The organism is Streptomyces sp. NPDC000878, assembly GCF_053599695.1.
Genome location: NZ_JBSFMT010000013.1, coordinates 21,568 through 47,968, shown reverse-complemented (window position 1 = coordinate 47,968; position 26,401 = coordinate 21,568). Strand labels below are relative to the sequence as shown.

Below are 26,401 nucleotides of genomic sequence, written 5' to 3'. Positions count from 1 at the left end.
CCATCCTGCCGCGTGGGCCGGGGCCGTGGACCGCCGAGCCTGGTGGTTTCGCCACCAGGCTTCCCCGGTCACTCCTCGGGGGTCGTCTCCTCGCGGATGACCTGCTGGGCCACCTTGAACGCGCTGTTCGCGGCCGGTACGCCGCAGTAGACGGCGGCCTGGAGCAGCACTTCCTTGATCTCGGTCGGGGTGAGGCCGTTGCGGAGGGCGGCGCGGGTGTGGAAGGCGAGTTCGTCGAGGTGGCCGCCCGCGACGAGGGCGGTGAGGGTGACACAGCTGCGGGAGCGCCGGTCGAGGCCGGGCCGGTTCCAGATCTCGCCCCACGCGTATCTGGTGATGAACTCCTGGAAGTCCCCGGAGAACTCGTCCGCCTGCGCCAGCGCCCGGTCGACGTGCGCGTCGCCGAGCACCTCGCGCCGGACCTTCATCCCGGCGTCGTACTGGTCCGGGCGGCTGTGCCCGCCGGACTGTACGGCGGGCGGCGCGATCTCCGCGATGGGGGTGATCGGCTGGGCGGCGGTGAGCACCGGCTTGAGCGGCGCCGCCGAGATGGCCGTCTGGCCGGTCGGGTTGTCGTACGCGGGCTGCCAGGCCGTCGAGAAGTGGCGGACGAGGAGATCGGTGACGGCCGCGGGCTGCTCGACCGGGACCAGGTGGGAGGCGCCGGGCACCACCGCGAGGCGGGCGTCCGGTATGCCGGCGACCAGGGTGCGGGCCTCGGCGGGGCCGGTCACCTGGTCGTCGGAGCCGACGAGGACGAGGGTCGGCACACCGACGCGGGCCAGTTCGCCCCGTACGTCGAAGGAGGCGAGCGATTCGCAGGCCGCGATGTAGCACCCGGGGTCGGTGGTGCGGACCATCTGTACGGCCCACTCCGTGATCGCGGGCTGCGCGGCGGCGAAGCCGCTGGTGAACCAGCGCTCGGGGGACATACGGGCGATGGGGTCGAGCCCGTTCGTCCGGACGATCACCCCGCGCTGGCGGAACTCGTCGGCCGTCCCGAAGCGGGGCGAGGCCGCGATCAGCGCGAGCGAGGCCAGCCTTTCCGGGTGGCGCAGCGCCAGTTCGGCACCGATCGCGCCACCGAGCGCGCAGCCCGCGTAGCCGAAGCGCTGTACGCCGACCGAATCGAGCGTGACGAGCAGGCGGGTGGCCAGGTCGGTGACCGATCCGGCGGGGTGCGCGGGGGCGCCGCCGTGCCCGGGCAGGTCGTAGCGGAAGACCCGCCACTGCTTCACCAGCTCCGGCACCTGCCGGTCCCACATGTGCCACGTCGTGCCCAGCGAGGGACCCAGGATCAGGACAGGTGCGTCTTCCGGCCCGTCAAATCGGTATTGCAGGGTCTCTTTCGTCGTCTCACTCACCCGCTTACGCTCCCATATCTCACATCCCCTCCCGGGACGGGGCCAGGTAGCTCACGAGACCTCCCCATTGGTCCGCCGCCGTGCGGAAATCCTCCACATCCGGCGGGTGACCAGGAGGTGGAGGGGCGGACGACCACTCCAGGGGCCTACCAGGCCAGCCTGCGCACCGACTGCCGGATGACCAGCTGTGTGCCGAGCACCACATGGTCCTCGCCGCCGAGGGACTCCTCGCGCTCCAGGGCCAGGCGTACGGCGGTACGGCCGAGTTCCTCGTAGGGCACCCGGACCGTGGTGAGGGACGGGGTCAGGTCGGTCGCGAAGGGCACGTCGTCGAAGCCCACGACGGACACGTCGCCCGGCACGTCAAGACCGGCCTCGCGCAGCGCGGCGAGTGCGCCCAGCGCGACCATGTCGGAGGCGGCGAACACCGCCGTGAACTCCGGCCCGGCGCGCAAGGCGTCCCGGGTGCGGACATAGCCCGAGGCACGGGTGTACGTCCCCTCGGTGTCGAGTTCCTCGACATGGTCGGCGCCGTGGGCGCGCAGCGCGTCCCGGTAGCCGGCCCGGCGCTCGTCCCCGCTGCTCAGCCCGGTCTCCCCGCCGAGGAACAGCACCCGGCGGTGCCCGGAGGCGAGCAGGTGCGAGGCGGCCTGGAAGGCGCCGCCCCGGTTGTCGTAGTCCACGACCGTCAGCGGCAGGTCCGGCGCGGGGGCCGGCCGGCCCACCAGCACCAGCCGCGACCCGGCGGCGTCCAGCGCCCGCGCGTAGCCGGCCATCCGCCGCTCGTACGCCGCGTCCGGCACCACGCCGCCCACAAGGAGGACGGCGGCGGCGTGCTGCTCGCGCATGAGCTGGACCAGGGCGTCCTCCCGGGCCGCGTCGTCGTGGGTGGCGCACACCAGGCTGAGTCTGCCCCGGTCGGCGGCCTCCTGCTCCACTCCGGCGGCGACATGGGCGAGGGACGGACCGGTGATGTCCTTGATGACCAGGGCGACCGGGCCCGCGACCCGCCCGGAGAGTGCTTTGGCGTGCACGTTGACCACGTAGTGCAGTGACGCGACGGCCGCCATGACCCGGGCCCGGGCCTCGTCGGAGACCGGGTAGTTCCCGGCCAGGGTTCGGGAAACGGTTGCTACGGAGACACCGGCCTTCCGCGCCACGTCCCGGATCGTGCTGGGCCGCTCCTTGGCGCCGTGGTGCGCGTCGGCCCGCTTCCGCCGTCCGGGGCGGCCCGCACGCGCGGATGGCCGTTCGCTGTTCCCGTTGTCCGTCACGGCTCGACGTTACTGCATGTGGGACGCCTTGCGGCTTGGGCCGGAGAGCGGCCGGCGGGACGGTTTGGGTATACGTTTCCTATCCATTTCTCTCCACCTTTCCGCCTCTCTCCGCTGGCTCTGCCGGGTCAGGAGTCCGCAGGGTTGCCGAGGCCGGTGAGGGCGCCGACCGGGTCCAGGTCGGGGGTGCCTCGGGGCCACCAGTCGTCGTGGCCCGGCTCGGACTCGTACGCGTACCAGAGGCCGTCGCGGCCCAGGCGCAGCTGTATGTGGCCGCGCGGGTGGGTGAGGTGGTTGCGCCAGGGTCTGAAGGCGGGGAGGTCGGCGGCGCGGAGGAGGGGGCGGGCGCGGTCGAAGCGGCCCGCCGGCGGGTCCCAGGCCTCTTCGAGGACCTCCAGTCCGTCGAGCCCGCCCTGCCGCCAGGCGGCCACCGCGCGTGCCAGGTCGCCCGGGGTACGGCCGGCGGCTCGGGCGAGCGAGGAGTAGAGGGCGCGGGTGCCGGCGGTGAGCCCGGAGCCGGGGCGGGCGGCGGCGAGCCGTACGGCGTCCTGCCACAGGGTCAGCTCGCCGACCGGGTCGTGGCCCGCGGTGAGCAGGGTGTGGGCGCGGGCGGCGGCGTCCGTCGCCAACTGGTCCAGCGCGAAGGGGTCCGGGCCGCCCGGGGCCGCCGGGTAGGCCGGGGGCGGCTCGGGGTGCGGGCGGGGAGGCAGCGGGGCCGGGAGCGGCGGGAGGGTGCGCGGGGCGAGCGCGTCGGAGGCCCGGACGCCGGGGAAGGCGGCCGTCTGCTGCTCCTGAGCGGCGCGGGCTGCCCGGGCGGCGTTGCGCCGGGACAGTTCGTCCAGGACTTCCCGTTCGCCCCGGCCTCGCAGGAGGAGCAGGACGAAGGGGTCGGCGTCGAGGAGGCGGGCGGTCTGATAGCAGAGGGCGGCGGCGTGCTTGCAGGGGTGTCCGGAGTCGGGGCAGCTGCACCGGGGTTCGAGGTCGCCGGGGCCGGGCAGCAGTGGCGCCCCGCAGTCGGCGAGGGACTGGGGCAGCTCCTTGTCGAGCAGCGCGGCGATGTGCCCGGGCCGCTCCACGGCGGCCTCCAGGAACCGCTCCCACTCCTGGTCTCCGAGGGTGCGCAGCCGCACCTGTACGCGGTACGGCCGGGGGCGGGAGCCCTGTACGTAGGCGAGTACGAGCCCCGGAGTCACGGTGATGGCATCGACGTGCCCCTTCTCGGCGTACCCGCGCCCCCGCACCAGCCGGGCGACGTCCAACGCGCCCTCCTCCAGGGCGGTCACCCAGGCGTTCCCCCACCAGCTCTCCGCGAAGCCGGCGCCCTCGGACGCCTCCCTGTTCCCCGGGGCCCGCAGCGCGGGGAAGGTCCGGCGCAGCTCACCGTCACGGCCGGGGGCGGCCATGGAGGAGGGCACGGAGGCGAGGGGTGGATTGTCGTTCTCGTGGGGATCGGCGAGGGGCGGCGGTGCCTGTCGGAACCCGGTGGTGGCCCGGGGGCTCGGGGTGTCGCTGGACGCGCCTGCCGTCGCTTCGCCGCCCTCTACGCCCGAGATGTCGTCCCCCGAGGCCGGTGAGGCGACGGCACGCAGGACCTCCCCCACTGTCATCGGCGGCGAGGGGTCCGTATGCGGCTCGACGTCAGGAGTGCTGGCGCCCCTCGCCGGAGCCGCCGGGGACTCGTCGGCGGGCAACGCGAAGGAACCGGCGAGCAGTTCCCGTACGTCGCGCACCCGGTCGCCGGGGCTTCGATCACGTGGGTCCCGCGCGCGTACGGGTCGGACGGACCGCCGCCTGGCCTCGGCTGCTGCCAACGTCTCCGTGTCGAGACGGGCCCGCAACGCCTCACCGCGCGCGGCGCGCAACGCCTCTCGGGCGACGTCTCCGGGACGTCCGCTCTTGCGGTCTCCCGCGTCGGTACGGGCCTGCAAGACGTCGGGGACGTCCGGGGCACCCTCGGGCACGTCCGGAGCCTCCGGGCCCGGCCCTGCCGAGGCGCCTGTCGGGGGCTTACCCCTGGCCGATGTCGTCGCACCCCGCAACGCCGCACGAGCCGCATCGGAACGGGCCCGCAGGACGTCGGGGACGTCCGGGACACCGTCGGACACGTCCGGACCCGGCCCCGCCGAGACGCCGGTCGGGGGCTTGCCCCTGGCCGATGTCGTCGCACCCCACAGCGCCGCACGGGCCGCGTCAGTACGGGCCTGCGGGGCCTCGGGGACGTCCGGGGCACCCTCGGGCACGTCCGGGGCATCCGAGCCCGGCCCTGCCGAGGCGCCCGTCGGGTGCTCGCCCCTGGCCTGTGTCGTCGCACCCCGCAGCGCCCCACGGGCAACGTCACCGGGACGCCCGCCCCAGTGGCTTCCCGCGTCGGTACGAGCGTGCCGGGTGTCGGAGACATCCGGAGCACCGTCGGAGACGTCCGGGGCCTTCGCGCCCGGCCCTGCCGAGGCGCCTGACGGGTGCTCGCCCCTGGCCTGTGCCGTCGCGCCCCGCAGCGCCGCACGGGCCGCGTCGCCCGGCCGCGTCTTGGGCCCCGTGGCCTCCGCGGGCCTGTCGGGCCTCCCGCGCTGCTCGGGTTCCCCGGTCTCCGCGGGCTTCTCATACCTCCCGCGCTGCCCAGGCTTCTCGGGTTCTGTGAGCTTCCCGGCCGCCGCACGTGCCACGCCCCGCGCGGGGTCCACCCCCGGTGCCGAGCCGTGTGTCGTGGGCGTCTCCTGGCCCGCGCGTGCTCGGGCGGCCCTCAGGGCCCTGCGGGCGGCGTCGGCCGGTCGGTCCTGACCGGGGTCGTCCGGCAGAGGACGCTCGGCCTGCACCGGCTCCTCCCCCACCGGGCCGCGCCCGTCCTCGTGCTCCTGTGCCGGCATCACACCGCCCTCCGCAGCGAGACCAGGTCGGACAGTGCCCGGTCCGTCAGTTCCGTGAGGGACGACTCGCCGGAGGTGAGGATCGCGTCGGCCAGGGCCCGCTTGGCTTCGAGCATCTCCGCGATGCGGTCCTCGACCGTGCCCTCGGTGATCAGGCGGTGCACCTGGACCGGCTGGGTCTGGCCGATGCGGTAGGCGCGGTCCGTGGCCTGTTCCTCGACCGCCGGGTTCCACCAGCGGTCGAAGTGGATGACGTGGCCCGCGCGTGTCAGGTTCAGGCCCGTGCCCGCCGCCTTCAGAGAGAGGATCAGGATCGGGGTCGCGCCGGCCTGGAAGCGGTCCACCATGCGTTCCCGCTCCGGGACCGGTGTGCCGCCGTGGAGCAGTTCCGCCGGGACCGCGCGGGCCGCGAGGTGGGCCGTGATCAGGCGGGCCATCCCCACGTACTGCGTGAACACCAGGGCCGAGCCGTCCTCGGCCAGCAGGGTGTCCAACAGCTCGTCCAGCAGGGCGAGTTTGCCGGAGCGGGCCGCCATTCGGTCGCTCGCGGCAGGAGACGGCGCGTCCTCCTTCAGATACAGCGCGGGGTGGTCGCAGATCTGCTTCAGGGAGGTCAGCAGCTTCAGCACCAGGCCACGGCGCGCGATGCCGTCCGTCGTCTCGATGGCGAGCATCGACTCGCGCACCACCGCCTCGTACAGCGCGGCCTGTTCGCGGGTCAGGGGGACCGGGTGGTCGGTCTCCGTCTTCGGCGGGAGTTCCGGGACGATGCCCGGGTCGGACTTCTTGCGGCGCAGCAGGAACGGGCGGACCAGGCGGGCGAGTCGGGCGATCGCCTCCTCGTCCTCACCGGTCTCGACCGCGCGCGCGTGCCGGGCCCGGAAGGACTTCAGGGGGCCCAGGAGGCCGGGGGTGGTCCAGTCGAGCAGAGCCCAGAGTTCGGAGAGGTTGTTCTCGACGGGGGTGCCGGTGAGCGCCACGCGCGCGGGGGTCGGGATCGTGCGCAGTGCCTTCGCGGTCGCCGAGTACGGGTTCTTGACGTGCTGTGCCTCGTCCGCGACGACCATCCCCCACGGCTGCTCGGCCAGCTGACTCGCCGTCGACCGCATGGTGCCGTACGTCGTGAGGACGAAGCCGCCCGTCATGTCCTCCAGGGTGCGGTCGGGGCCGTGGTAGCGGCGGACGGGGACGCCGGGCGCGAACTTGGTGATCTCGCGCTGCCAGTTGCCCAGCAGGGAGGCCGGGCAGACCACCAGCGTCGGCTCGCTGCGGGCCCGCCGCAGATGCAGGGCGATGACGGTGATCGTCTTGCCGAGCCCCATGTCGTCGGCGAGGCAGCCGCCGAGGCCGAGGGAGGTCATGAGGTCCAGCCAGGCCAGTCCCCGGAGTTGATAGTCGCGGAGGGTGGCTTTCAGTCCCGAGGGCGGTTCCACGGGGGTGATGCCCGCCGTGAGCCGGTCGCGCAGGGTCGCCAGCGCCCCGACCGGGACCGCCTCGACCGTCTCGCCGTCGACCTCCACCTCGCCGGTGAGCGCGGCGGAGAGCGCGTCGACCGGGTCGAGCAGCCCCAGTTCGCGCTTGCGCGCCTTGCGGACGAGTGCCGGGTCGACGAGCACCCACTGGTCCTTGAGGCGTACGACGGGACGGTGGGCCTCGGCCAGGAGGTCCATCTCGGCCTCGGTGAGCGGATCTCCGCCGAGCGCCAACTGCCAGCGGAACTGGAGGAGTTCCTCGCTCTCGAAGAAGCCGGTGCCGTCCTTCGCCGAGCCGGGTGCCGGGCGTACGACCGCCTGGGCGGTCAGGTCCTGGGCCAGGTCCCGGGGCCAGTGGACGGCGACTCCTGCGGCGGCGAGCCGGGTCGCGGCCACCCCGAGCAGGTCGTACAACTCCTCCTCGGAGAGTGCCAGTACGTCGGGTGCGTCCTGCTCGGTGAGGCGGTCGAGCGGGGGCCAGACGCGGGCCGCGCGGCGCACCGCCAGGGCGGCGTCCACGCGGGCGCGTGCCCCGAAGGCCGCGTCCGCGGTGCCCGCCCACAGGGTCGCCGCGTCGGTGACCAGGGTGGGGTCGGCGAGGCTGTGCACCTGGACGATCGCGGCGCCCGCGGTGGGGGCCCGGTCGGGGTCGTCGAACAGGTCGTACGCCGACAGGTCGAGGCGGAGCGAGATCCGCACGCCCGCGTCCATGCCCGCGGCGACCTCCGCCGCCCAGTCGTGGGCGTCCGGCAGCCGCTGTGCCGCGCGCGCGGCGAAGGGCATCCCGGCCGCGTAGGGAGCCGCCGGGGTGCGCGGGAGGGTGTCCGCGACGGCGTCGAGGAAGGCGCGCATGAGCGCCTCCGGCTCGGGCAGCAGCAGGGTGCCGGTGCCGGGGAGGGGCACCGCGTGGCCCTCGTACGGCAGGGCCGCGGCGATGGCCCTGAGGTGGGCGATGTCGTCGGGGTCCAGCGGGCCCGCGCGCCAGGCGTCGTGGCCGGCGGGGGTCAGCCCGGGCAGCAGCCTGCCCCGGGCGGTGAGCCGCAGGGCGTGCAGCGCGGCGGCGCCCCAGCAGGCCGTCGCGGGATGGGCGGCGGGGTCGCGGCGGGCCCGCACGAGCAGCGGCAGCGCCGCGTCGACGGGCAGCGTCAGCGCCGGGGTGGTCCTGCGGCGGACGACGGCGCCGTGTCGTCGTACGACCGTCAGTTCCGTATGTGCGTCGCCCTCTCCGGGCAGGCCCGTGTCCCCAGTCGGGTCCCAGAAGGCGATGCGGCCCTCGCGCGGGAGCGGGGCGGGGAGGAAGACGGCCGCGAGGCGCACGGACACGTCCGCCACCGCTGTCGCCGATGCCTCGTCGCTCATGCGTACGTCACCTCCCGCCCTCGTGTCGTGTCCGTCGAGTCGGACGTCTTCGACTGTACGGGCGGGGTCTGACAATCGGTCCCGGCGACGGGCCGGGGCCTGTCCGGCGGATCAGGTCGCAGGGAATCGACGGCGCCTCGTCAACGCAGGTGAGCGGGGTCTGGTGCGTCGAGCTGCAAGGCGGAGGAGGGCGTCGACGCGATGGGGGTCCCCCCGCGCGAGGTTGTTCGAGCGTGGGGGAGTCGGCAACCGACGACAACGCCGCAGATCGGCGTGCCAGACCCCGCGTCTGCGACATGGTCCGCCGGACAGGCCCTAAACCGGTCGCCCGGCCGGTCAGGGGGTCGTGCGCGAGACGACGTACACCATGTAGTGGTTGGCGTGCGACCACTTCACGACGATGTGCTGGGTGGGTGCCGGGTTCTTCTGCTGGTGGGCGAGACCCCACCACGGGCCCGGCTCCTTGAACTCCCAGCCGACGATCTTCTGGTCGCGGGCGCTGATCGTGAACTTGTCCTTCGTCAGGCTGCTGCGGGGTACGCCCATCGCCTTGAAGAAGTAGTCCAGCCCCGCGTTCGTGGTCATGAACTGGACGTACAGACGGCTGGTGCGCCAGTTGTTCGTCTCGTAGTAGGCGACCTTCGTCGACAGGATGCCCTTGCCGTCGGCCTGGCGCGGGACGGGCACCTCGTAGATGTGGCGCTGGACCTTCGAGGGCCAGGCCTCGGTGAGGCCGCGCGCCGCCCACTTCCGTTCCTTGTCCTTGCCGCTGTCGCGGCTCTGGTTGGCGGAGATCACCAGATAGCCGGCCGGGACGCCGATGAGCAGCACGATGATCAGCAGGGTCAGGGCCCGGCGACGGATCATGTGGCCACGGTCCTCGGGCGGCCTGGGCGGCTCGTCCGGGGCCATGGCCTGGCGGGGCAGGGAGGCGGTCACAGCGGCCCCTGGGTGGTGCGGCGGGTCTCGGCGAACTTCTCGTAGCGTTCGTACCGCTCGACGCGGCGCCGGTTGGCGCGCCGGAAGCGGCGCGCGACCAGTCGGGCGAGGTCGGCGGCGCCCACCATGCCGGCCTCGGGGCCGAGCTGGGCGCGGGCGATACGGGCCTCGGGGCGGTAGCCGCGGCCGGTCAGCTGGCGCCGGAAGGCGTCCCGCGCGGGGCCGATCAGCAGGTCGTCGGCCGCGGAGACGCCGCCGCCGATCACGAAGCAGGAGGGGTCCAGGGCGGCAGCCAGGTTGGCGATGCCGACGCCGAGCCACTGGCCGATGTCCTGGAGGAGTTCGATGCACATGGCGTCGCCCTCGCGGGCCAGCTCGGTGATCATCGGACCGGTGATCTCGGCGATGTTGCCCTTGACGTGCTCGATGATCCCGTACGCCACCGGGGAGTCGGCCGCCGCGAGTTCGCGGGCCTCTCTGACCAGCGCGTTGCCGGAGCTGTACTGCTCCCAGCAGCCACGGTTGCCGCAGGGGCAGCGGTGGCCGCCGGGTACGACCTGCATATGGCCGAACTCGCCGGCGACACCGAACTTGCCGCGCTTGACCTGGCCGTCCTCCAGGATCGCGCCGCCGATGCCGGTACCGAGCGTGATCATGACGAGGTGGTCCTCGCCGCGCCCCGCGCCGAAGCGCCACTCCGCCCAGGCGGCGGCGTTGGCGTCGTTGTCGACCAGGACGGGGACGGCGAGGCGGCTGGAGATGCGGTCCCTGAGGGGCTCGTTGCGCCACGACAGGTGGGGCGCGAACAGGACCCGGTTGCGGTCTGCGTCGACCCAGCCGGCCGCACCGATGCCGACCGCGTGCACGTCGTGCCGGTCGGACAGGTCCAGGACCAGCTCGACGATGGTGTCCTCGACGACCTTGGGGCTCTTGGACTTGTCCGGCGTCTCGGTGCGGAGCTTCTCCAGGATGTTGCCGTCGGCGTCGACCACTCCCGCCATCACCTTCGTGCCGCCGATGTCGATGCCGACGGTGGGCACACGGGGGGCTGTGAGGTGGGAACGGCGCTCGCGCGTGCCGACGGTGCGCAGGGCGGGGGCCCTGCGGGAGCCGATGGGGGCGCCGGCCCCACTGGCTGCGCTGAGAGCCCGAGGGAGTGCGAGGTCGCGGTAGGTGCTCATTGCGGCGATTCTGCCTCACCGTAAGTCTCGTTGCCGCGCGGGGGAGCAATGGGGAGGTGTGGGTTGTTTGCCGGGTGCGGGTGCGTTGTGGTTGCTCGCGCAGTTCCCCACGCCCCTGAAAGGAGGGCTGCGCCCCCTTTCAGGGGCGTACCAGTAGTTGGAATTCGAACGAATAGCGGGTGGGGCGGTAGGTGTGGGTGCCGAATTCGACCGCGCGGCCGGTGTCGTCGAAGGTGGTGCGCTGCATCGTGAGGAGGGGGGCGCCTTCTCGCTCCGTCAGGCGTTCCGCCTCCTCCGCCGTTGCCCCGCGCGCGCCGATCGACTGGCGGGCGCTGTGCAGGGTGATTCCGGCGGCGCGCATCAGGCGGTAGAGGCCGGTGGCCTCCAGCTGGGCGGTGTGCAGGTCGAACAGGCCGGGCGGCAGGTAGTTGCAGAGGTACGCCATCGGCTCGCCGTGGGACAGCCGCAGCCGTTCCACACGGTGTACGTCGCTGCCCTCGGCCACGTTGAGGGCGGCGGCGACCTCGGCGGACGCCTGCACGACCGTGTTGACGAGGACCTTGGTCGCGGGGCGCTGGCCCGCCGCCTCCAGGTCGTCGTACAGGCTGCTCAGTTCGAGCGGGCGCTTGACCTGGCTGTGCACGACCTGCGTACCGACGCCTCGCCGGCGTACGAGCAGGCCCTTGTCCACAAGGGACTGGATGGCCTGGCGCACGGTGGGGCGGGACAGACCGAGCCGTCCGGCCAGCTCTATCTCGTTGCCCAGCAGACTGCCGGGGGTGAGCGCTCCGTGCTCGATCGCGGCTTCGAGCTGCTGGGACAGCTGGAAGTAGAGCGGCACCGGACTGCTCCGGTCCACACTCAGCTCGAGCGGCGCTGTGGGATCCACATCTGGTTTCGGCACGGGCCGAGCGTAGCTCCGGGGATTGTTGACGGGAAGTTGTGTAGTTCGATTGTCCGGACATACGCATTGACAGCGTGCCTGGTCGGACCCCAGTTTGGTTCTCATGCGCATCGGAGTCATCGGGACGGGCCGCATCGGTACATTCCACGCGAATACCCTCAGCCGCCACCGCGAGGTAGGGGGCTCACTCATCGTCACGGACGCGGACAGCGGGCGGGCACAGGATCTGGCACACCGCTTAGGAGCCACGGCCGCACCGGGTGTCGACGAAATCTTCACCTGGGGCGTGGACGCCGTGGTGATCACTGCGGCCACCTCGGCCCACGCCGAACTGATCGGTCGGGCAGCACGCTCGGGTCTTCCGGTGTTCTGCGAGAAGCCCATCGCGCTCGATCTGCCCGCCACCCTGGCCGCGATCGCCGAGGTCGAGGCGGCCGGAACGATCCTTCAGATGGGCTTCCAGCGCCGTTTCGACATCGGCTACACGGGCGCCCGGGACATCGTGCGCTCCGGGAAGCTCGGCCGTCTGCACACCGTCCGCATGATGACGTCGGACCAGACACCGCCCCCGCCCGAGTACCTGCCGCTGTCCGGCGGGCTGTACCGGGACACCCTGATCCACGACTTCGACATCCTGCGCTGGGTGACGGGGCACGAGATCGTCGAGGTGTACGCGACCGGGTCGGACACCGGGCCCTCGATGTTCCGCGAGGCGGGCGACATCGGTACGGCCGCCGCGGTACTCACCCTGGACGACGGCACGCTCGCCACGGCGACGGCGACGCGTATGAACGGCGCGGGCTACGACGTCCGCATGGAGCTGGCCGGCGAGCTGGACCAGGTCGGGGTGGGCCTGGACGACCGTACGCCCATCGCGTCCACCGAACCGGCCGGACCGCCGGCCGCGAGCAAGCCCTGGACCGGCTTCCTGGAGCGCTTCGGCCCCGCCTACGAGGCCGAGCTGTCGGCGTTCGTGGAGGTGGTGCGCGGCGAGCGCGCCAACCCCTGCGACGGCCGCGAGGCACTCCAGGCCCTGCGCGTCGCCGAGGCCTGCGAACTGTCCAGACAGGAGCACAGACCCGTACACCTCGCGGAGATCCCGGGCGGGTGGGACTGAGCGCGGGGCCGACCACCCGGGGGGGGAGGGTCGACGAACTCCCCCGGGCGTTCCCAGGCTTTGTCGCGCCGACCTGCTACCAGCGCACCGGAAGACTCCGCACCCCGCGTATCAGCATCCCGGGGAGCCATTCGCCGGGCGGGCCGGCCAGGGCCAGGCCGGGGGCGCGGTCCAACAGGGTGGCTATCGCCGTGCGTGCTTCGAGGCGGGCCAGTGGGGCGCCCAGGCAGTAGTGGAGGCCGTGGCCGAAGGCCAGGTGGCCCCGGGTGTCGCGGTGGATGTCGAAGCGGTCCGGGGCCGGAAAGCGGTCTCCGTCACGGTCGGCCGCGGTGAGGCCGATCATCACCGGTTCGCCCGCCCCGACGGCTGTGCCGCCGATCTCCAGAGGCTCGGCAGCGAACCGGAACGTCGCGTTCTCCACCGGTCCCTCGTAGCGCAGCATCTCCTCCACCGCGCCGTCGAGGAGGGTCATGTCGGCGCGCAGTTCGGCCAGTTGGCCGGGGTGGTTGAGCAGGGCGTGGACGCCGCTGGTGATGAGGTTGACGGTCGTCTCGTGGCCCGCGATCAGCAGGATGAACGCCATGCCGCGCAGTTCCTCGGGGGACAGCCGGTCGCCGTCCTCGGCGGTGGTCCGGATCAGGTCGCTGAGCAGGTCGCCGCTCGGCCCGGCGCAGCGCTTGTCCTCGATCAGGTCGGTGAGAAAGGCGGCGAGCTGCACGAACGCCTCGTAGTGGCTCTCCGCGTCGGTGGGTGCGACCGCCTCCGAGGACAGTTTCCGGAAGGCCGTACGGTCGATCTCGGGCACGCCGAGCAGTTCGCAGATCACCGTGAGGGGCAGCGGGTACGCGAACGACTCCACCAGGTCGGCCCGGCCGCCCGGGATCATCGCGTCGAGGAGGTCGTCGGTGATCTCCTGGATGCGTGGCCGTAGGGCCTCCACGCGGCGTGCGGTGAAGGCGCGGGTGACCAGCGCGCGCAGCCGGGTGTGCTGCGGCGGGTCCGTGCCGAGAAGGTACTTGCCGATCACCTGCTCGTCCTGGAACCGCGTCCCGATCTTGGTCGGGTCCTTGGCCAGCCGGGGGTCGGCGAGCGCGGCCCTCGCCTCCTCGTACCCGACGACGAGCCAGGTCACGTGGTGCGCGTCGTGACCCGGCAGCCGGACGCGGTGCACGGGTCCGCGGGCGCGCAGCCGGGCGTACACCGGATGCGGGTCCGTCCTGAACCCGTCGCCGAACTCCCCCAGATCGACCACATCCGCTTCCCCCACGACGATCCCCCTGGAAGTCACCCTCGCGACCGGTCCCGCAGCCGGGCCCGGCCGTCCTCGTTGCCATGAGAACGGGCGGCATCGCCGGCTAGTGCCCGTCCTGGCCGTGTTCTTCCAGGAGTCCGGCGTCGTACGTCAACAGGGCGATCTGTACTCGGTTGTTGAGGTCGAGCTTGGCGAGGATGCGGGAGACATGTGTCTTGACGGTGGCGACGCTCATGAACAGGGCGGCGGCGATCTCGGCGTTGGAGCGGCCCTGGCCTACGGCGACCGCGACCTCGCGTTCCCGGTCGTTCAGCGCGCCGATCCGTTCCCGGGCGCCGGCCCGCCGGGTGTCGGCCGTGCCGCCCGCCGCGTGGGCCATCAGCTGGCGGGTCACTGCGGGCGACAGGACGGGGTCCCCGGCCGCGACGCGGCGTACCGCGGCCAGGATCTCGGCGGGCGGGGTGTCCTTGAGGACGAAGCCGGCGGCGCCCGCGCGCAGGGCACGCAGTACCTGGTCGTCGGCGTGGAAGGTGGTCAGGACCACGACCTGCGGGGCGTCCTTGAGGGCGCGGAGGCGTTCGGTGGCGGCGAGACCGTCCACCGTGGGCATCCGGATGTCCATGAGCACGACGTCCGGGCCGGTGCGGCCGACGAGCGCCTCGACCTCACTGCCGTCGGCGGCCTCACCGACGATCTCGATGTCGTCGGCGCCGCCCATCATCAAGGACAGGCCTGCCCGTACCAGGGGGTCGTCGTCGACGAGGAGCAGTCTGATCACGGTCATGGCCCTACGTAATCACGGTTGTGCGGCGCCGGGTCGGACACGGACGGAGCGCGGCTACATTGCCCGCCTGAACATCCGTCAAGCGAGGGGCCTTTCGTGCGTTACCGACTGCTGGGCCGGACCGGCCTGCGCGTCTCCGAACTCTTCCTGGGCGCCATGACCTTCGGTGAGCAGGGCGGGGTGGGCGCGCCCAGGGAGGAGTGCGCGCGCATCCTCGACGCGTACGAGGCCGCCGGCGGCAATGTCGTCGACACCGCGATCAACTACCGCGGTGGTGCGAGCGAGACGATCCTGGGCGAACTCCTCAGAGGGCGGCGCGACCGGCTCGTACTGTCCACGAAGTACACGATCTCGCGCGACGGCGCCGACCCCAACGCCGCAGGCAACCACCGCAAGAACCTCACGCTGTCCCTGGAGACGAGTCTGCGCCGGCTCGGTACGGACTACATCGACGTCTACTGGGTGCACATCTGGGACCGCGCCACGCCCGTCGAGGAGACCATGCGTGCCCTCGACGACGCCGTGCGCTCCGGGAAGGTGCTGTACGTCGGTATCTCGGACGCCCCGGCCTGGGTGGTGGCCCGCGCCAACACCCTGGCGGAGTGGCGGGGTTGGTCGCAGTTCGCCGCGCTGCAGGTGCCGTACAGCCTGCTGAACCGGGACGTCGAGCGCGAACTGCTGCCGATGGCCGAGGCGTTCGGGATGTCGGTGGCGGCCTGGAGTCCGCTGCACAACGGCATCCTGTCCGGCAAGTACACCCGCGCGCGGGGCATCGCCCCCGACGAGTCGGTACGGCTGTCCGCGGACGCGGTCGGCGAGCACGAGCACGCGGTGGCGCGGGCCGTGCAGTCGGCGGCGGACGAACTCGGCGCGTCCCCGGCGCAGGTGGCCATCGCGTGGACCATGGCGCACTCCCCCGCCGTGCACCCGATCGTGGGCGCGCGCCGGGTCGAGCAGCTCATGGACAACCTCGGCGCGGCCGAACTGACGCTCCCCGCGGACCTGGTGGTCAAACTGGACGAGACGACGGGATTCCGGCCGGGCTTCCCGACCGAGTTCATCGAGGAGACCGCGGGCTGGGTGTACGGGGAGGCAGGACGTCGGGTGGTACCGCGTACGGTGCGCGGCTGAAAGCGCCCTCTTCTTTAAAGAGGTCCCGTTCTTCAAAAGGGCCCCCCTTAAAGAGGTCCGCCCCACGGCAGCCAGGCCCGTACGGCGAACCCCACGCGCGCGTGCCCATGCCCGTGTCCGCCCTCTCCCCCGCCCTCGCGGCCGTCCGCCTCCGCACCGTGCTCCAGCCGCCCGCCCGCCAGCGTCGCGCGCTCGGTCAGGCCGATGAGGCCCTGTCCGGAGCCGGGGACGTGCGGGATCTCTCCCGGGGGTGCGGGATTGCGTACGGCGACGGTCAGGCCGTCGCCCGGGGCGCCCGCGAGGGACACCGTGACCTCGGCACCGGGGGCGTGTTTGCGGGCGTTCGTGAGGGCCTCCTGGACGATCCGGTAGGCGGTGCGGCCGATGGAGGCGGGGACGGCCGCCGGTGCCGTCACACGGCTGTCCAGCACGATCTTCATGCCGGCCTCGCGGGACTCGGTCACCAGGGTGTCGAGCGCGGCCAGCGTCGGCTGCGGGCGCCCCGCCTCCTCCGCGTCACCGGCCCGCAGGACGCCGATGATCTCCCGCAGGTCCTGGAGAGCCTCGTGGGCGCTCTCCCGGATGACCCCGGCCGCCCGCGCGACCTCCTCGCGGGGTGCGTCGGGCCGGAACTCCAGGGCGCCTGCGTGGACGCTCAACAGGGTGAGCCGATGGGCGAGTACGTCGTGCATCTCGCGCGCGATGGCCTCGCGGGCGAGCCGCTGCGCCTGCTCGGCCCGCAGCGCCGCCTCCGTCTCGGCCCGCCGCAGCCGGTCCCGCAGGCTGAGCATGAGCTGCCGCTTGGACCGTACGAACATGCCCCACCCGACGGCGGTCGCGGTCAGCAGGACGCTGAGGATCACCGAGACGACGTACGGCAGGTCCGGGTCGGGGCGCAGCCAGTAGAAGAACGGGACCACGACGACGGAGGCGGCAGCGACGAGACCGACGTACCGGAAGGGCCGGTGCACGGCGAGGGAGAAGAGGGCGACCAGGCCGGCGCCACCCGCCGTGCTCGACACGAGGCTGACCGCGAGCATCGCGACGGCGAGGCCGAGCGGCCAGCGGCGGCGCAGCCAGACGGCGGCGCAGGAGAGGGCGCCGAGCCACTGGTCGACGACGGCGAGGGCGTGGGGGGTGTTCGGATCGTCGGCCAGGGCGTCCGCGCCCAGCACGCCGATGACGACGGCCAGCAGGAAACAGGTGAAGTCGACGACCCAGTCGCGTGCGGTGCGCCGGGGCCGTGCGGACAGTCCAAGCCGTCCGAACCGTGCGGTCCACTTGCGCTCGGAGCCGGGAGTAGGGCCCGAACCGGGGGCGGGGTCAGGGTCCAGTTCGTCGAGTACGGCCGACGGGAAGAGCCATCGCCGCCCCGGGAACGCCGTCGGGGCCTCGGGCACGGATGTCGGCCTGTCACCACTCACAGTCGACAAATCTACGCACTCCAGGCCCGTGCCACCCCTGGCTAGTCGCGATCGTCGACCAAAGTCGCACCGCCGCAGACTTTCGGCGCCGCTTCCGGGGCGATCGGCGACTTCGGGAGAGCGGGCCTCGCCCTGCGGCCGATGGAAGCGGGCGGTCCCCGGGGCGAGGATCCTGGCATGAAGCAGCTACTGGAGATCGTCGGTTTCCTCGCGCTGGTGCAGGGTGTCGCGGGCCTGCTGCACGAATTCACCGACCTGCACTGGGGCCTCGTACAGAAGCTCGGTTTTCTTGACGGCTATGAGATCTACGCGAGCGTGGCACTGCTCGTCCTGTCGTTCGCGCTGTTCGCAGCCGCGGAGAGCCGGAAGCCGGGATGACCGAGGTGGCCGGCGAGGTGGCCGGTCCCGAAGTTAACTTTCGGAAAACTCATCGGACTTGACGGGAAAATCTTCGAAGTTGTCATTGACATGCCACTGTCTACGCGCGTCATCATGAGGGCATGAGATTCCCCCCACGAATCACTCGCATCGGCGCCGCAGCCGCCGTCCTGTCCGCGCTCCTGGTGGGTGGCACCGTCACGGCCGGCACGGCCGGTGCCGCCACCACGGCGGTCGGCAGCATCTGCTACGACGACCTGCCGTCGCAGGCCTACACGACGCTCAACCTGATCGCGCAGGGCGGCCCCTACCCGTACTCGCAGGACGGCAGCGTCTTCCAGAACCGGGAGGGCGTCCTGCCCTCGCAGTCCACCGGTTACTACCACGAGTACACGGTCAAGACCCCTGGCTCCTCCACGCGCGGCGCCCGTCGCATCGTCACGGGTGAGGAGTCCCAGGAGGACTACTACACCTCCGACCACTACGCCTCGTTCGACCTGATCGACTACGCCTGCTGAGTCCCCCACGACTCGGCCCGAGGAACGGTGCGACCCGCTGGAGGTCCCGGCCCGTGTTCAGCGGGGCCTCCGGCTGCGACGACTGATCGACATGTGCCGCTGAACCCCTTGCCCCGCGTACCCCCCACACCTCCATTGGGCGCGGGGCAAGGCAGTTCGGACTGACGCCGCGCTTCGTCATCGCGAACAACTCGGCATTTGCTTGCGATATCCCGTACGGATTGCATTGCTGTGCCTACGCGTATGCCTACGCGTTCTCCGGAAGCTCGTACGTGCCGTATTCCGGGCGGCCCGCGGACTCGTACGTCTGGATGGAGACGCCCGCCGCGGTCGTACGGCCCCCGGTGTGCCGGAAGGCGGTCGGGACGGCGCCCTCTGTAAAGAGGCGGCGGCCGGCGCCGAGGACGACCGGGAAGGTCAGCAGGTGGACCTTGTCGACGAGGTCCAGGGCGAGGAGTGACTGGGCGAGGGCGCCGCTGCCGTGCACCTGGACCTCACGGTCGGTGCGCTCCTTGAGGGCGGCGACCTCCTTGCCGAGATCACCGCTCAGCACGGTCGTGCCGGCCCAGTGCGGGTCCTTGAGGCCGGACGAGACGACGTACTTCGGCAGACCGTTGAGCCGGGACGCGACCGGGTCGGCGGGGTCGGTGACCTTGGGCCAGTACGAGGCGAAGATGTCGTACGTGCGACGGCCCAGGAGGAAGGCGTCGACGCGTTCGAAGACCTCGGTGACGAACCGGCCGAAGTCCTCGTCCCCGTACGGGACGCTCCAGCCGCCCTGTGTGAAGCCGTCACGCGGGTCCTCCTTTGGGCCGCCCGGTGCCTGGTAGACGCCGTCGAGGGTGACGAAGGACGTGAGGGTGAGGGTGCCCATGGCGGGTGCCTGCTCTCTGGGAGGGGTCTGTAGTCATCAGCTCAGACCCCGCCGGGGCCCGCAACTCATCGGTGGGAGGGGTTCCGGGCGCCTGACCTCGGTGTCCGTCCGCCGCCGGCGCATGGGCCGGCCGCTGGGATGGCTCCATGCCAACAACTTCGCGAACTTCGCAGGGACCCCTGAACGGCAGGGTCGCCCTGGTGACCGGCGGCAGCCGGGGCATCGGAGCGGCGACGGCGCGGACGCGGCCGTCACCTACGTGAACGGCAAGAAGGCGGCACAGGACGTCGTACGGGCCGTCGACGGTGGCCCTGCGGGCGGACTCGGCGGACGCGACGGAGGCGGCCGGGGCGGTGGAGTGTACGGCGGAGGGAGCTGAGCAGAAACACAGTGACCGCCATGGTTCCGGGACTCTGCCACGCCACGCCCCCCGCCGGGGGTTCCAGGGCTCTGCCCCCCGCGCTGGGGTCAGTGGCAGAACCCGCCCCGGCCACGGCCCTGCCAGGAGCCCGGTGGGCGCGACCCCGGGATGGACGTGGGCGGCGCGACCCCACGAGAGGCGCGGAGGCACAGCCCCTGCGGGGGCCAGGGCCACAATCCAGAGCGGGGCACACGGGACCGGGTCCCTGCCCGGGGAGGCAGGGCTGTAGGGGTACAGCCCCGCCGGGGGTGCCCGAACGCACCCCCGCCGAATGTCCCTGACCGCACCCCCAAGCGGGGTGCGGGGGATGCAGTCCCCTCCCGGGGGGCCAAGGGACGCCCCCCGCCAGGATGTCCAGGGGACGTAGTCCCCGCCGGGGGCCCAGGAGACGCAGCCCCGCCAGGGGTGCAGAGGATGCAGTTCCCGCCGAGGGCCCAGGGGGCGCAGTCCCCCAGGGGGTACAGGGCACGCACCCCCCGCCACGGGTGCAGGGGGGACGCAGCCCCCGCCGGAGGTCCAGGGCACGCAGCCCCCGCCAGGGGTGCAGAGGACGCAGTCCCCGCCGGGGTCCAGGGGGCTTGCCCCCTGGTGGGGTCGAAGGGGCGGAGCCCCTGGGGATGGGACGGGTAGGGGCGGCGGGGGCGAGGAAAGAGGCCGCTCCGAACCCACCCCCGGTCCCCACCCGCCCCCGCTCCCCCGCCGGAGGCCCCCTCAGCCCCCGAGCCCCTGATACCGAGCCGCCAGTTCCCCCGCCCCCTCCTCCGTCAGCGAGCCGAACAGTCGCAGCCGGGAGATCCCGCCGTCGGGATAGATGTCCACGCGCGCGTTGGTGCCCGCCGCCGGGGTCGGCAGGACGAAGCGGTGGTTGGTGTCGGGCTGGAGGCGGGTGCGCGGGAGGATCTCCGTCCAGTCGCCGTTCTCGCCGTCCCGGAGCGACACCGTCGCCCAGCCCGCCGAGTTGCCCTTCAGATACGCCGTGTCGATCTCGATCGCCCGGATCGACGACCGGGCCACCAGCCGGTAGCGGATCCAGTCGTTGCCCTGGTCGCGGCGGCGGCGCGTCTCCCAGCCGTCGTCCATCTTGCGGGAGCGCCCGGGCTGGATGGTGTTCGACGCCGGTGAGTAGAAGAGGTTGGACGCGTCCTCGGCCCGGCCGCCGTTCTCCAGGGCGACCACGTCGAAGGTGCCCAGCACCGCCAGCCAGGCGGGATCGGGGACGATCTCGCCGTACACCCGCAGGCGCGCGATGCCCCCGTCGGGATGCTGGTTGACGCGCAGGTGCGTGAAGCGCTGTTCGACCGACACCTCGAAGCCGTTCGCCGCGTGCCCGCCGACCTTCGTGCGCGGTACCAGCGTCGTCCACTTCACGTCGTCCGCCAGGAGGTCCTCGGGGGACGGGGAGCCGACCACCGACACGCCCTCCACCGACACGGCCTGCGGATAGTTGCCGCGGAAGTGGGCCGTGTCGACCACGATGCCGCGTACGACACCCGGCGCGCCGAGCCGGACGAGGGCCCAGTCGTGGTCCTCGGCCGTCGGCCACGGGTGCTCCGCCGACGCGCCGCGCCTGCGCCGGGTCTCCCAGCCGTCCATGACCTTGCCCTTGTGGCCGAAGTGCTCGGGCACGAACTCGGCGGGCCCGGGCACGAGCATGTTCTCGCGGTGGGCGAAGAACTCGTCGTTGGCGGCGATCACCCCGGCCCCGAGGCGGCGGTCGGCGAGGTCGGCGTACTGGGTGAAGGGGAAGTCCGCGGTGCGGTAGTCCGCGTACGGGTCGCCGCCTCCGTAGGGGTTCGCGTCGCCGGTGAAGCTCGGAATCGCGGTCACGGTGATCAGTACTGCCTTTCGGAGGCCGCTGCGGGTGCGGGAGCGGGATCAGGAATGGGTGGGATCAGAGGGGGCGGGTCAGGAGGCGCCCCCTCGGGTCCGTGAACTCGCCCTCCGCCACGATGCGTTCGCCGCGCAGCCAAGTCGACTTGACGACGCCGGTGAGGGTCTTGCCCGCGTACGCCGTCACGCGGTTGCGGTGTTGCAGGGCCGCCGGGTCCACGGTGAACGTCTCGTCCGGGGCGAGCACCGCGAAGTCGGCGTCACGGCCCGCCTCGATCGCGCCCTTGTGTGCGCCGAGGCCCACCAGGTCGGCCGTACGCGTGGACATCCAGCGCACGACGTCCTCCAGGGAGTGGCCCCTCCCCCGCGCCTCCGTCCACACCGCCGCGAGGCTCAGCTGGAGCCCCGAGATGCCGCCCCACGCCGTCGCGAAGTCGGCGGTCTTGAGGTCGGCGGTGGACGGGGAGTGGTCGGTGACCACGCAGTCGATCGTGCCGTCGGCGAGCGCCTGCCACAGCAGGTCCTGGTTGGCGGCCTCACGGATGGGCGGGCAGCACTTGAACTCGCTGGCCCCGTCCGGGACTTCCTCGGCGGTGAGGGTGAGGTAGTGCGGGCAGGTCTCCACCGTGATCCGCACGCCCGCCGCCTTCGCCTCGGCGATCAGTGGCAGCGCGTCGCTCGACGACAGGTGCAGCACGTGCACGCGCGCGTGCAGCCGCTTCGCCTGTTCGATCAGGTTGGCGATGGCCCGGTCCTCCGCGCCGCGCGGGCGCGAGGCGAGGAAGTGGGCGTACTCGGGGCCGCCCCTCTGGGGTGCCGTGTCGAGGTGGTGCGGGTCCTCGGCGTGCACGATGAGCAGTCCGTCGAAGTCGGCGATCTCGGCCAGCGACAGGGCCAGTTGGCCTTGGTCGAGGTGCGGGAACTCGTCCACGCCGGACGGTGACAGGAAGGCCTTGAAGCCGAAGACTCCGGCGTCGTGCAGCGGGCGCAGGTCCTTGACGTTGTCGGGCAGCGCGCCGCCCCAGAAGCCGACGTCGATGTGCGCCTTGCTCGCGGCGACTTCCCGCTTCGTACGGAGGTGGTCGACCGTCGTCGTCGGCGGGAGGGAGTTGAGGGGCATGTCGACGAGGGTGGTGATGCCGCCGGCCGCCGCCGCGCGCGTGGCGGTCCAGAAGCCCTCCCACTCCGTGCGGCCGGGGTCGTTGACATGCACGTGGGTGTCGACCAGCCCGGGCAGCAGGACGTCGTCGCCGAAGTCCTCCAGGCGTGCGCCGGGCGGTACGTCGGCCTCGTACGGGAGTACGGCCGTGATCCGGCCGTCGGCGACCGCGACCGTGGCCGCGCGCGTCCCCTCGGGCGTGATGACGCGCGTCGAGCGCAACACCAGTTCGACGTCGGACACTCGGAGACCCCTCTCTGCCACCGTGAATCCCGCCGTTAACTTCCACGTAACGGAATTCAACGTTCTGTTGAAGGAGTCTTCACCGCCCACCTCATACCGTCAAGAGTGACCCCGGCGACAACCTGGATGTTTCCACAGAACGGAATTACAGTTCCAGAAATCAGAACGTAGCTACATACAAGCAGGCCGTCAAGCAACCGACCGGTAGGCTGCATCATCGCCTGTCAGCCGTGAAAGGAACGCGCCGTGCCGACGCCCAGCGCCAGCTCCACCGACGCCGCCAAACCCGCCGCCGCCAGCGGTGGTGTGCAGTCCCTGGAGCGCGCCTTCGATCTGCTGGAGCGCATGGCGGACGCGGGCGGTGAGGTCGGCCTGAGCGAACTCTCCGTGAGCAGCGGGCTGCCGCTGCCGACCATCCACCGGCTCATGCGCACCCTCGTGGTCTGCGGTTACGTCCGACAGCAGCCCAACCGCCGGTACGCGCTCGGCCCGCGTCTGATCCGCCTCGGCGAGTCCGCGTCCCGGCTGCTCGGCACCTGGGCCCGCCCTTACTTGGCCCGGCTGGTCGAGGAGACCGGCGAGACGGCGAACATGGCGCTCCTGGACGGCGACGAGATCGTGTACGTGGCGCAGGTCCCGTCCAAGCACTCGATGCGCATGTTCACGGAGGTGGGCCGGCGCGTCCTGCCGCACTCGACCGGCGTCGGCAAGGCGCTGCTCGCCGACGTCCCGCCGGACGAGGTGCGTTCCCTGCTCGCCCGTACGGGTATGCCGGCCGCGACGGACAAGACGATCACGACCCCGGACGGCTTCCTGACCGCCCTGGAGGACGTACGCCGTCTCGGTTTCGCCGTCGACGACAACGAGCAGGAGATCGGCGTCCGCTGTCTCGCGGTCTCCGTGCCCAACTCCCCCACCGCCGCCGCGATCTCGATCTCGGGCCCGGCGGGCCGGGTCACGGAGGAGGCGACGGAGAAGATCGTGCCCGTCCTGAAGCAGGTTGCCGCCGAGCTGTCGGAGGCACTGGCCAACTCGGGCAACCCCGCGCACTGAGGCCTGTCACTCAAAGACTGCCACTCGCCGTCAGCGACGCGGCTGGTCCCCGAACAGCTCCACCGCCGCGCGTACGGCCGACAGACCCCGGGCGAGTGCGCTGACCGAGCCGATCGCGCCTGCGACCAGGAGTAACGAGCGGCGCAGGCGCGGGATTTCGGGGCGGCCGGTGATGGCCATCGCGGCCAGGGAGGCCAGTTCGTCCTCGGCGATGCCACGGTCGGGGAACTCGGCCGGGTGCGCGGCGAGTTCACGGCGCAGCCGGGACACCGCGGTCCGCAACTCCGCCACTCTCGGATCCTCGTCGCTGCCGGTCACCGACCTCTGCCCCAAGCTCCGCAACACGGCTCTCCCCCACGGCCCCCACACGCGCCCCGCACACCCCCATCGCGCTGGTCGGGCGCCAGGGACGCGGGACAGTAAACGCCACCCGGGCGACAGGCGCCACACCACGGGCCGAAATTCAGCCCGCGAACGTCCGTGAACACCGCCGGTTCGCCTCCGCGTCAGGTATGCAGGAGGCATGACGGAGAAGCCGGACCAGGTAGCGGGGCTGCTGCTCGCGGCGGGCGGGGGACGACGGCTCGGCGGACGCCCCAAGGCCCTCCTCGAACACCGCGGACGCCTCCTCGTCGAACACGCGGCCGACGCCCTGCGTACGGCGGGCTGCGATCCGGTCCATGTCGTCCTCGGGGCGCGGGCCGACGACGTACGGGAGCGTGCCGTCCTGCCCGGGTGCGTCCTGGTGGACAACCCGGAGTGGGCGGAGGGCATGGGGTCCTCACTGCGGGCCGGACTGGCGTCCCTGCGGGGTACGTCGGCCCGCGCGGCCCTCGTCTCGCTGGTCGACCAGCCGGGCATCGGACCGGAGGCCATGGCTCGCGTCCTCGCCGCCCATACGTCCGAGGAGTCCCTCGCGGCGGCCTCGTACCACGGAACGCGCGGCCATCCGGTGCTGTTCGGCGCCGCGCACTGGGCGGGTGTCGCGGCGGTCGCGGTCGGGGACCGGGGCGCCCGCGACTATCTCAAGGCCCACGGCGACGCGCTCACCCTCGTCGAGTGCGGTGACGTGGCACAGCCGTACGACATCGACACGGCGGCCGACCTGGACCGGCTGGAGTAGAGAATCTCGACGTCAACAAATTATTGAACTTCCACGATGAGGAAACTAGCATCCGTTCAGCAGAAACACCCGTTCCAGGCAACCACAGCAGCCCGCTGAAGGAAGTGACCGCTCATGTCCGCACCAGCGCCGTCCCCGCTGGCCATCGTCGACGCCGAGCCCCTGCCCCGGCAGGAGGAGGTGCTCACCGACGCGGCGCTCGCCTTCGTGGCCGAGCTGCACCGGCGGTTCACGCCCCGGCGTGACGAGCTGCTCGCGCGCCGTGCGGAGCGCCGCGCCGAGATCGCCCGCACCTCGACCCTCGACTTCCTCCCGGAGACGGCCGCGATCCGCGCCGACGACTCCTGGCGGGTCGCCGAGTCTCCCGCAGCCCTGAACGACCGGCGCGTCGAGATCACCGGTCCGACCGACCGCAAGATGACGATCAACGCCCTCAACTCGGGCGCGAAGATCTGGCTCGCGGACTTCGAGGACGCTTCCGCGCCGACCTGGGAGAACGTGGTCCTCGGGCAGGTCAACCTGGCCGACGCCTACACCCGGAACATCGACTTCACCGACCCGAAGAGCGGCAAGTCGTACGCCCTCAAGGCGAACGACGAACTCGCGACCGTCGTCATGCGGCCCCGTGGCTGGCACCTCAACGAGCGTCATCTCCAGGTCGACGGGCAGCAAGTCCCCGGCGCCCTGGTCGACTTCGGCCTCTACTTCTTCCACAACGCGCAGCGGCTCATCGACCTCGGCAAGGGGCCGTACTTCTACCTCCCCAAGACCGAGTCGCACCTCGAAGCCCGCCTGTGGAACGAGGTGTTCGTCTTCGCGCAGGACTACGTCGGTATCCCGCAGGGCACCGTCCGCGCGACCGTCCTCATCGAGACGATCACGGCCGCGTACGAGATGGAGGAGATCCTCTACGAACTCCGCGACCACGCCTCGGGGTTGAACGCGGGCCGCTGGGACTACCTGTTCTCCATCGTCAAGAACTTCCGTGACGGCGGCGCCAAGTTCGTCCTCCCGGACCGCAACGCCGTGACGATGACCGCCCCGTTCATGCGCGCCTACACCGAACTCCTCGTCCGCACCTGCCACAAGCGCGGCGCGCACGCGATCGGCGGCATGGCGGCGTTCATCCCGTCCCGGCGCGACGAAGAGGTCAACAAGGTCGCCTTCGAGAAGGTCAAGGCCGACAAGGACCGTGAGGCCGGGGACGGTTTCGACGGTTCCTGGGTCGCCCACCCGGACCTCGTCCCGATCGCCCTGGCCTCCTTCGACGCGGTCCTCGGCGACCGGCCGAACCAGAAGGACCGCCTCCGCGAGGACGTCCACGTCGAGGCCGCCGACCTGATCGCCGTCGACTCGCTGAAGGCGAAGCCGACGTACGACGGACTGGTCAACGCCGTGCAGGTGGGCATCCGTTACATCGAGGCGTGGCTGCGCGGGCTCGGCGCGGTCGCCATCTTCAACCTCATGGAGGACGCGGCCACCGCAGAGATCTCCCGCTCCCAGATCTGGCAGTGGATCAACGCGGACGTCGAGTTCGAGAACGGCGAGCGGGCCACCCCGGAGCTGGCCCGCAAGATCGCCGCCGCGGAACTCGCGAACATCCGCGCGGAGATCGGCGAGGAGGCCTTCACGGCCGGCCACTGGCAGCAGGCCCACGACCTGCTGCTCACGGTCGCCCTCGACGACAACTACGCGGACTTCCTGACGCTGCCGGCGTACGAGCAGCTGCGCGGCTGA

Annotated in this window: 21 protein-coding genes and 1 pseudogene; 8 read left to right on the top strand and 14 right to left on the bottom strand. The window is 72.1% G+C overall.

Translation table 11 applies throughout. The features are described from left to right. Positions 1 to 68 precede the first annotated feature (68 nt). The 7 genes from pcaDC to ACWDR4_RS14530 all read right to left on the bottom strand — a co-directional run bounded on the left by pcaDC (position 69) and on the right by ACWDR4_RS14530 (position 11,342). Complete coding sequence (gene pcaDC / locus ACWDR4_RS14560) at positions 69 to 1,364, bottom strand: bifunctional 3-oxoadipate enol-lactonase/4-carboxymuconolactone decarboxylase PcaDC (RefSeq protein WP_450408293.1); 1,296 nt, start codon at positions 1,362 to 1,364, stop codon at positions 69 to 71. Positions 1,365 to 1,510: 146 nt separating this feature from the next. Next, positions 1,511 to 2,638, bottom strand: coding sequence for a LacI family DNA-binding transcriptional regulator (locus ACWDR4_RS14555; protein WP_450408291.1), 1,128 nt, complete (start codon positions 2,636 to 2,638; stop codon positions 1,511 to 1,513). A gap of 128 nt (positions 2,639 to 2,766) precedes the next feature. After that, positions 2,767 to 4,743, bottom strand: a complete 1,977-nt coding sequence (locus ACWDR4_RS14550) for an SWIM zinc finger family protein (protein ID WP_450408559.1) — start codon at positions 4,741 to 4,743, stop codon at positions 2,767 to 2,769. A 758-nt stretch (positions 4,744 to 5,501) separates the two neighbouring features. Then, positions 5,502 to 8,333: a DEAD/DEAH box helicase gene (locus tag ACWDR4_RS14545; RefSeq protein WP_450408288.1), complete on the bottom strand. Its 2,832-nt coding sequence runs from the start codon at positions 8,331 to 8,333 to the stop codon at positions 5,502 to 5,504. A gap of 336 nt (positions 8,334 to 8,669) precedes the next feature. Further along, positions 8,670 to 9,272 carry a sugar kinase gene (locus tag ACWDR4_RS14540; protein WP_450408285.1) on the bottom strand — a complete coding sequence of 201 codons (603 nt, stop codon included), beginning with the start codon at positions 9,270 to 9,272 and terminating at the stop codon, positions 8,670 to 8,672. Then, positions 9,269 to 10,453 carry an ROK family glucokinase gene (locus ACWDR4_RS14535; protein WP_450408282.1) on the bottom strand — a complete coding sequence of 395 codons (1,185 nt, stop codon included), beginning with the start codon at positions 10,451 to 10,453 and terminating at the stop codon, positions 9,269 to 9,271. The genes ACWDR4_RS14540 and ACWDR4_RS14535 overlap by 4 nt, the downstream gene beginning before the upstream one ends. Positions 10,454 to 10,592: 139 nt before the next feature. Beyond that, on the bottom strand, positions 10,593 to 11,342 hold the full coding sequence (locus ACWDR4_RS14530; protein ID WP_450408556.1) for a GntR family transcriptional regulator: 750 nt from the start codon (positions 11,340 to 11,342) through the stop codon (positions 10,593 to 10,595). Positions 11,343 to 11,460: 118 nt separating this feature from the next. On the opposite strand from ACWDR4_RS14530, the gene ACWDR4_RS14525 reads away from it, so the two are divergent. Continuing rightward, positions 11,461 to 12,474 carry a Gfo/Idh/MocA family protein gene (locus tag ACWDR4_RS14525; protein ID WP_369031363.1) on the top strand — a complete coding sequence of 338 codons (1,014 nt, stop codon included), beginning with the start codon at positions 11,461 to 11,463 and terminating at the stop codon, positions 12,472 to 12,474. Positions 12,475 to 12,550: 76 nt separating this feature from the next. Here the strand turns inward: ACWDR4_RS14525 and ACWDR4_RS14520 are convergent, their stop codons facing one another. Together ACWDR4_RS14520 and ACWDR4_RS14515 are read right to left on the bottom strand one after the other, a co-directional pair. After that, entirely contained in the window at positions 12,551 to 13,741 is a 1,191-nt protein-coding gene (locus ACWDR4_RS14520; protein WP_450408279.1) for a cytochrome P450 family protein, read from the bottom strand. Between the two features lie 88 nt (positions 13,742 to 13,829). After that, positions 13,830 to 14,510 carry a response regulator gene (locus ACWDR4_RS14515; RefSeq protein ID WP_450408276.1) on the bottom strand — a complete coding sequence of 227 codons (681 nt, stop codon included), beginning with the start codon at positions 14,508 to 14,510 and terminating at the stop codon, positions 13,830 to 13,832. Between the two features lie 96 nt (positions 14,511 to 14,606). On the opposite strand from ACWDR4_RS14515, the gene ACWDR4_RS14510 reads away from it, so the two are divergent. After that, positions 14,607 to 15,641, top strand: a complete 1,035-nt coding sequence (locus tag ACWDR4_RS14510) for an aldo/keto reductase (RefSeq protein WP_450408274.1) — start codon at positions 14,607 to 14,609, stop codon at positions 15,639 to 15,641. Between the two features lie 47 nt (positions 15,642 to 15,688). On the opposite strand, the gene ACWDR4_RS14505 is transcribed toward ACWDR4_RS14510, so the two are convergent. Further along, positions 15,689 to 17,065 (bottom strand): sensor histidine kinase, encoded by a 1,377-nt coding sequence (locus ACWDR4_RS14505; protein ID WP_450408271.1) that lies wholly within the window; start codon positions 17,063 to 17,065, stop codon positions 15,689 to 15,691. 177 nt (positions 17,066 to 17,242) lie between these two features. Here ACWDR4_RS14505 and ACWDR4_RS14500 point away from each other — a divergent pair, with 177 nt between their 5' ends. After that, positions 17,243 to 17,443 (top strand): hypothetical protein, encoded by a 201-nt coding sequence (locus ACWDR4_RS14500; RefSeq protein WP_450408269.1) that lies wholly within the window; start codon positions 17,243 to 17,245, stop codon positions 17,441 to 17,443. 122 nt (positions 17,444 to 17,565) lie between these two features. Then, positions 17,566 to 17,961, top strand: coding sequence for a ribonuclease domain-containing protein (locus ACWDR4_RS14495; protein ID WP_450408267.1), 396 nt, complete (start codon positions 17,566 to 17,568; stop codon positions 17,959 to 17,961). Positions 17,962 to 18,208: 247 nt separating this feature from the next. On the opposite strand, the gene ACWDR4_RS14490 is transcribed toward ACWDR4_RS14495, so the two are convergent. Beyond that, positions 18,209 to 18,835 carry a dihydrofolate reductase family protein gene (locus ACWDR4_RS14490; protein ID WP_450408265.1) on the bottom strand — a complete coding sequence of 209 codons (627 nt, stop codon included), beginning with the start codon at positions 18,833 to 18,835 and terminating at the stop codon, positions 18,209 to 18,211. A gap of 146 nt (positions 18,836 to 18,981) precedes the next feature. Between ACWDR4_RS14490 and ACWDR4_RS14485 the strand changes: the two are divergent. Beyond that, positions 18,982 to 19,203: pseudogene (locus ACWDR4_RS14485) on the top strand (oxidoreductase); the annotation flags it as partial. Between the two features lie 764 nt (positions 19,204 to 19,967). Here ACWDR4_RS14485 and alc read toward each other — a convergent pair. Both alc and allB read right to left on the bottom strand, forming a co-directional pair. Continuing rightward, on the bottom strand, positions 19,968 to 21,083 hold the full coding sequence (gene alc / locus ACWDR4_RS14480) for an allantoicase (RefSeq protein ID WP_450408263.1): 1,116 nt from the start codon (positions 21,081 to 21,083) through the stop codon (positions 19,968 to 19,970). Positions 21,084 to 21,147: 64 nt separating this feature from the next. After that, positions 21,148 to 22,488: an allantoinase AllB gene (allB, locus tag ACWDR4_RS14475; RefSeq protein WP_450408261.1), complete on the bottom strand. Its 1,341-nt coding sequence runs from the start codon at positions 22,486 to 22,488 to the stop codon at positions 21,148 to 21,150. 246 nt (positions 22,489 to 22,734) lie between these two features. Between allB and ACWDR4_RS14470 the strand changes: the two genes are divergently transcribed. Next, positions 22,735 to 23,541, top strand: a complete 807-nt coding sequence (locus ACWDR4_RS14470) for an IclR family transcriptional regulator (RefSeq protein WP_450408258.1) — start codon at positions 22,735 to 22,737, stop codon at positions 23,539 to 23,541. Positions 23,542 to 23,571: 30 nt separating this feature from the next. Here the strand turns inward: ACWDR4_RS14470 and ACWDR4_RS14465 are convergent, their stop codons facing one another. Further along, entirely contained in the window at positions 23,572 to 23,859 is a 288-nt protein-coding gene (locus ACWDR4_RS14465; protein ID WP_450408256.1) for a DUF5955 family protein, read from the bottom strand. 205 nt (positions 23,860 to 24,064) lie between these two features. On the opposite strand from ACWDR4_RS14465, the gene ACWDR4_RS14460 reads away from it, so the two are divergent. Together ACWDR4_RS14460 and aceB are read left to right on the top strand one after the other, a co-directional pair. After that, entirely contained in the window at positions 24,065 to 24,664 is a 600-nt protein-coding gene (locus tag ACWDR4_RS14460) for a nucleotidyltransferase family protein (protein WP_450408253.1), read from the top strand. A 114-nt stretch (positions 24,665 to 24,778) separates the two neighbouring features. Then, a complete protein-coding gene (aceB, locus tag ACWDR4_RS14455) occupies positions 24,779 to 26,401 on the top strand; it encodes a malate synthase A (RefSeq protein WP_450408251.1) in 1,623 nt (540 codons plus the stop codon).

Coding starts and splice junctions, on each gene's coding strand:
- ACWDR4_RS14500 (WP_450408269.1), top strand. CDS start 17,243: ATGAAGCAGCTACTGGAGATCGTCGGTTTCCTCGCGCTGGTGCAGGGT.
- ACWDR4_RS14545 (WP_450408288.1), bottom strand. CDS start 8,333: ATGAGCGACGAGGCATCGGCGACAGCGGTGGCGGACGTGTCCGTGCGC.
- ACWDR4_RS14515 (WP_450408276.1), bottom strand. CDS start 14,510: ATGACCGTGATCAGACTGCTCCTCGTCGACGACGACCCCCTGGTACGG.
- ACWDR4_RS14460 (WP_450408253.1), top strand. CDS start 24,065: ATGACGGAGAAGCCGGACCAGGTAGCGGGGCTGCTGCTCGCGGCGGGC.
- ACWDR4_RS14490 (WP_450408265.1), bottom strand. CDS start 18,835: ATGGGCACCCTCACCCTCACGTCCTTCGTCACCCTCGACGGCGTCTAC.
- aceB (WP_450408251.1), top strand. CDS start 24,779: ATGTCCGCACCAGCGCCGTCCCCGCTGGCCATCGTCGACGCCGAGCCC.
- ACWDR4_RS14525 (WP_369031363.1), top strand. CDS start 11,461: ATGCGCATCGGAGTCATCGGGACGGGCCGCATCGGTACATTCCACGCG.
- ACWDR4_RS14495 (WP_450408267.1), top strand. CDS start 17,566: ATGAGATTCCCCCCACGAATCACTCGCATCGGCGCCGCAGCCGCCGTC.
- ACWDR4_RS14535 (WP_450408282.1), bottom strand. CDS start 10,453: ATGAGCACCTACCGCGACCTCGCACTCCCTCGGGCTCTCAGCGCAGCC.